General features: G+C 71.0%; 5 protein-coding genes. 4 read left to right on the top strand and 1 reads right to left on the bottom strand.

Features of this window, described 5'->3' with window-relative positions; translation table 11 throughout:
* From GT354_RS27305 to GT354_RS56650, 3 genes are all read left to right on the top strand, one after another.
* On the top strand, window positions 1-1282 hold a 1282-nt coding region (locus tag GT354_RS27305; RefSeq protein ID WP_237535499.1), incomplete at its 5' end, for a histidine kinase.
* 359 nt (window positions 1283-1641) lie between these two features.
* Window positions 1642-2217 carry a TerD family protein gene (locus GT354_RS27300; RefSeq protein ID WP_161359038.1) on the top strand — a complete coding sequence of 192 codons (576 nt, stop codon included), beginning with the start codon at window positions 1642-1644 and terminating at the stop codon, window positions 2215-2217.
* A gap of 462 nt (window positions 2218-2679) precedes the next feature.
* Window positions 2680-3933 (top strand): histidine kinase, encoded by a 1254-nt coding sequence (locus GT354_RS56650; RefSeq protein ID WP_161359037.1) that lies wholly within the window; start codon window positions 2680-2682, stop codon window positions 3931-3933.
* Window positions 3934-3952: 19 nt separating this feature from the next.
* Here the strand turns inward: GT354_RS56650 and GT354_RS27290 are convergent, their stop codons facing one another.
* A complete protein-coding gene (locus tag GT354_RS27290) occupies window positions 3953-4645 on the bottom strand; it encodes a TetR/AcrR family transcriptional regulator (RefSeq protein WP_161359036.1) in 693 nt (230 codons plus the stop codon).
* A gap of 69 nt (window positions 4646-4714) precedes the next feature.
* Between GT354_RS27290 and GT354_RS27285 the strand changes: the two genes are divergently transcribed.
* Entirely contained in the window at window positions 4715-5164 is a 450-nt protein-coding gene (locus GT354_RS27285; protein ID WP_161359035.1) for a PaaI family thioesterase, read from the top strand.
* The last annotated feature ends 93 nt before the right edge of the window (window positions 5165-5257 follow it).

Raw genomic sequence — 5257 nt, 5'->3', positions numbered from 1 at the left:
GGGCCGGGCGCTGGAGGAGGCGCGCGGCGCGATGAACCAGGCGCGGGCCTTCGCGCACACCCACAAGCACAGCGAGCAGACCGCGCCGCCGGTCGTCGACGAGCCCACGCCGCGCGCGGTGGCGGTGTTGCGGGTGGTGATCCTGTGTCTGCTGATCGTGCCGCTGCCCGCCCGGGTCCTGGCCGCGGGCCGGCACTCGACCGCCGAGCAGGCGCTGTTCGCGGTTTTGCTGCTCGCGTTCGTCGCGCTGTACGTCCGCAACTGCGTACCCGCCGACGGTGGCCGGCCCCGGTGGTGGCCGTGGACACTGGCGGCGCAGGTCGCGCTCGCGTACGTGCCGCTCGTGGTGTTCGACTTCAGGACGTGGTCGGTGGGCCTGTATCTGACCGGGCTCGCGCTCGTGTTCGTGCGCGGTCCGTGGCGGTGGCTCGTCGCGGCGGCGTTTTCGGGCCAGGACCTGTTCTTCGGAGAGTGGAGCACCACCACCCTCGACGCGGTCTACAACATCGTGTGGGTCGTCGAACGCGCCGTGCTCGTCTACGGATTGGTCCGCATGGCCGAGTTCGCTCGGGAGCTGATCCGGGTGCGGGCGGAGCTGATCGCCACCCATGTCGCGCGCGAGCGGCTGCGCTTCGGGCGGGACCTGCACGACCTGTTGGGTTTCAGCCTGTCGGCGCTCGTGCTCAAGAGCCAACTCGCCTTGCGCCTGGTGGAGCGCGACCCCGAGCTCGCCCATGCCCAGTTCGTCGAGGGCCTGGTGATGGCCCGTCAGGCGCTCACCGACGTGGACACGGTCGCCGGCGGGTATCGCGGGATGTCGCTCGCGGTCGAGGCACCGACCGCGCACGGCATCCTGTCGGCGGCCGGGGTGGCGGTCGAGCTCACGGTCGACGTGGGCGTGCTGCCGGCCGACGCGGACACCGTGCTGGCGACCGTATTGCGCGAGGGCACCACCAACGTGTTGCGCCACAGCAGCGCGCGCCGGTGCTCGATCACCGCGTTCGTCGAGGCCGACGGCGGCGTGGTGTTGACCCTGGCCAACGACGGCCTGCGCTTTCGGCCCGCGTCCGACGTGGGCTCGGGGTCCGGGAGCGGCCCGGGGATGGGCCTGACCAGTCTCCTGGGCCGGCTCGCCGCCCTGGGCGGGACGTTGACCGCCGAGGCGGTGGGCGGCGAGTTCCACCTGTGCGCGCGAATACCCGGGCGGCGGGCGGACGATCCCGTACCACTCTCCGACGCGGGCTCGGCCGCTCGCGCCCACGAACCCGGGTCATCGGCATGAGCCGTGCGCCCCGAAACTCCCGACGCCTCGGCACCCGGCACCCGGCACCCGGCACCCGGGCATCGCGACACCCGGAACGGCTCGAACACGCCGTGCCCACCGAACGCGTCGAAGGCGACAATTCATCCCTCATCGGGCTCGTCCATCCCGCCACCGCCGCAAGATCACGTCGAATCCACCCACCCGTACCGAGAGTTGGACTGTGGGTGGTCGTCCGTCGGTGGTCGGATGGGGTATCACTGCATTGTCGACCGCACGTCGCGCTTCTACAGTCCTGTAGATTCACTTCCGGGCGGCACTCGCGTGATCAACCCGGATCCGCCCGTACCCCGATACACACGAGGGAAGGAAGCACTGCCATGGGAGTCAGCCTCGCCAAGGGCGGCAACGTATCCCTGTCCAAGGCCGCACCCGGCCTCACCGCCGTGGCCGTCGGCCTGGGCTGGGACGCCCGCAGTACGACCGGTGCCGACTTCGACCTCGACGCGAGCGCGCTGCTGCTCGGCAACGACGGTCGGGTCCTGTCGGACCTGCACTTCGTCTTCTACAACAACCTGACCAGCCCCGACGGCTCGGTCCAGCACACCGGTGACAACCTCACCGGCGAGGGCGAGGGCGACGACGAGGTGGTCAACGTCGACCTGGCGTCCGTGCCCGCCGACGTCCAGCGGATCGTCTTCCCCGTGTCGATCCACGACGCGGCGGCCCGCGACCAGTCCTTCGGTCAGGTGCGCAACGCGTACATCCGCGTGGTCAACCGCGCCGACAACAACGAACTCGCGCGCTACGACCTCACCGAGGACGCGTCGACCGAGACGGCGATGGTCTTCGGCGAGCTCTACCGCAACGGCAACGAGTGGAAGTTCCGCGCCGTGGGCCAGGGCTACGCCTCGGGCCTGGGCGGTATCGCGAAGGACTTCGGCGTCAACGTCTGAGCGGCACTCGCCTACGCGTCACATTCGTCACACATCAGGACCGCATCGCCCCCGGTGCGGTCCTGACGGTCGTCCGGGGGGACGAACTCCGCGATGTGCGGGGAACGATCCGGCCCGTCCGACGGTTGTTCATGAACCCGTGGAGTGGTGGCTCTGCCGCCCACAGCAAGGAGAACGCGACATGGCCGGTCTGGACAAGCTGATCAAGAAGGCGACCGACTACGCGAAGAAGAACCCGGACAAGGTCAAGTCCGTGGTCGAGAAGGTGAAGGCCCAGGCGACCAAGCGCAAGGGTCACTGACATCGGCGTCGTGACACCGGCTCGTGCACCGGCTTCGTGACAGCGGCTTCGTGACATTGCTCGACCCGCGGTAGGACGACGGCGCCGCTCCTCCCGAAGGAGGACTTCGGTCACCCATTCGGGAGGACGCGCGCCTCGGGCCACTGCCGTAACTTTGGCCCGTGCAGTGGTGGAATCGATGGTGGCGTGCCCATCCGCGGGTCTCCGACCTGGTGATCATCGTCTTGGTGTGCGTCCCTCCGGGGATCGCCTCCCACGACGGCTGGCGGCCTGTCCCCGTGCAGATCGTGGCGTACACGGCGCTCGCGTTGCCGCTGCTGTGGCGGCGCGATCACCCGCGCCGCGTCGCGGTGTTGCTCGTGGTCGTGGCACTGCTCCAACTCGGGTGCCGGATCTGGGGGACCGAGGTCCACCGGGGCAGCGTCGTGCTCGCGATGATGGTCTACACGCTGGCCGTCCGGGGGATGCGGCTCCAGGCCGCGGCCGTCGCGGGGGTGACCCTGACCCTGACCATGTTCTTCGGCACGTCGACGGCCCTCCCCACGCCCGGCGCGATGTCCGCGCTCGACCGAGGCGACACGGTCGCCCTCCTGGTTGTGGTGTGGCTGCTCGCCGAGTATCTGCGGGCCCGCCGCGCGTACATCGCCGAGTTCGAGGAGCGCGCCAGGCTCGCCGAGGCGCAGCGCGACGCGATGGCCCGCGCGGCCGTCGCCGAGGAGCGGGCCAGGATCGCCCGCGAGATCCATGACGTCCTCGCGCACAGCGTGACCGTGATGGTGGTCAACGCCGAGGGCGCCAAGCACGCGAAGGCCCGCGACCCCGCGGTCGTGGACCGCACGCTCGACATGATCGGCGCAACCGGCCGCGCCGCGCTCACCGACCTGCGCCGCCTGCTCGCGGTGCTGCACTCGGATCGGGACTCCCCCGCCGGCGACCGGGATCCGCAGCCGACCATCGACGATCTGGCCGACCTGGTCGCCAGGTGTGCGAACGGCCGGGCCGCGATCGAACTCGACACGATCGGCGACGCGCGGTCGTTGCCGCCGGCCGCCGCCCTACAGGTGTATCGGATCGTGCAGGAGGCGCTGACCAACGTGGTCAAGCACGCGGCCCCCGACGCGTCGGCCCGGGTGAGCGTCGACTTCGGTCGGCCGCAGGGCGAACGCACGGTTCGGATCGAGGTGTGCAACGCGGCCGGGAGTGCGGGCCCGGCCGCGTTGCCTTCGTCGGGGCGTGGGCTCGCGGGCATTCGCGAGCGGGCCGCGATGTTCGCGGGCGAGGTGTCGGCCGGTCCGCTGCCGGAGGGCGGCTACCGCGTGCGGGTGAGTCTGGTCCTGGCGGCGCACGAGAACGACGGCGGGCCGCACCGAGCGAGCGACGACGACGTCGCGCGCGACGCGGTGACGACTCGCTGAACGACGCACGCGCTCTCGCTCACGAGGGCTCGCGCACGCGCCGGGCGAACGCGTCGAATCCGGCCGCGAACGCGGTCGAGTCGGGCGGTGGGGCGCCGGCGTCGAGCCGGCCCAGCACCGCGGAGCCCAGGCCGCTCATCCGGACCATCTCGTCGCCGAGCGCGTCCACGTCGTCGGGCCACGGGAAACTCGGTTGGACCAGATACAACGCGATGAGGCCGTGCAGCGCGGCCAGCATCCGCAGCGACATCCTGACCGGGTCCCCGGTGAGCACGCCGCTCTCCAGGCACGGCCGCAGCGCCTCCTGTACGTGCAGCAGACAGGCGTCGGCGGCGGTCCGGCCGGTGCTCTGACGCATCATCAACAAGCGGTACTGGACCGGGTGTCCGATGCCGAAGCGGACGAACGCCCCGCCCCTGCGGCGCAGTGCCTGGAACGCGTCGTCGACACTGTCGCCGGCCTCGTGCATGGACGCGCCCAGGTCCTTCCAGACCTGGAGGCACACCGCTTCGACGAGCGCCTCCTTGTCGGCGAAGTGCAGATACACCGAAGGCGTGGTGACGCCGACGCGTGCGGCGACCGCGCGCAGCGTGAGCGCGCTTTCGTCGCCGGCCTCGTCGAGCAGGTCGGTCGCGGCGCGCAGGATCTCGTCGCGCAGCAGCGCGCCGTCACCGGGACGGGCACGGGCACGCGAACGGCTGGTGGGAGGCACGGACCCAGTTGACAGGGCCGACTTGACGCTGTCAACTTGACATCGTCAACTTCAGGTGAGGGGTTTGGGATGACCACTACGTCGCAGGCAGCAGGACCGACCGGCCTGGAGCAGTTGCAGGCGCTGCGGGACAACGGCATGCCCAGCGGCATCGGTCCGTTCATCGGCATGGAGCCGGAGGAGGTCGAGGACGGCCGCGTCGTGTTCACCGCGTCCGCGCGGCCCGAGTTCGCCAACCCGATCGGCACGATGCACGGCGGGATCGCCGCGACCCTGCTCGATTCGGCGATGGCGTGCGCGGTGCACACCACGCTGCCACCGGCAACCGCCTACACGTCACTGGACATCTCGGTGCGTTACCTGCGCCCGGGGCCGCTCGACGGCAGCAAGCTGCGGGCCGAGGGCCGGGTGATCCACCGCGGCCGCAAGATCCGCACCGCGGAGGCCGAACTCACCGACGATCAGGGCCGGTTGCTCGCCACGGCGACCACCACGTGTCTGATCATGCCGCTCGGCTGAACTCCGTCGATACGCGTGGCCGGCGAGGGCGCCGGCGCTCGCTCGCCGGCTACCGCCCGCCGTCGGCGCCGATCCGCTCGACGCCCGCGGGCA

Origin of the sequence: Streptomyces sp. SID3343, from assembly GCF_009865215.1 — a bacterium.
Taxonomy (GTDB): Bacteria; Actinomycetota; Actinomycetes; order Streptomycetales; family Streptomycetaceae; genus Embleya.
This window is presented reverse-complemented; position numbering and strand designations above follow the sequence as displayed.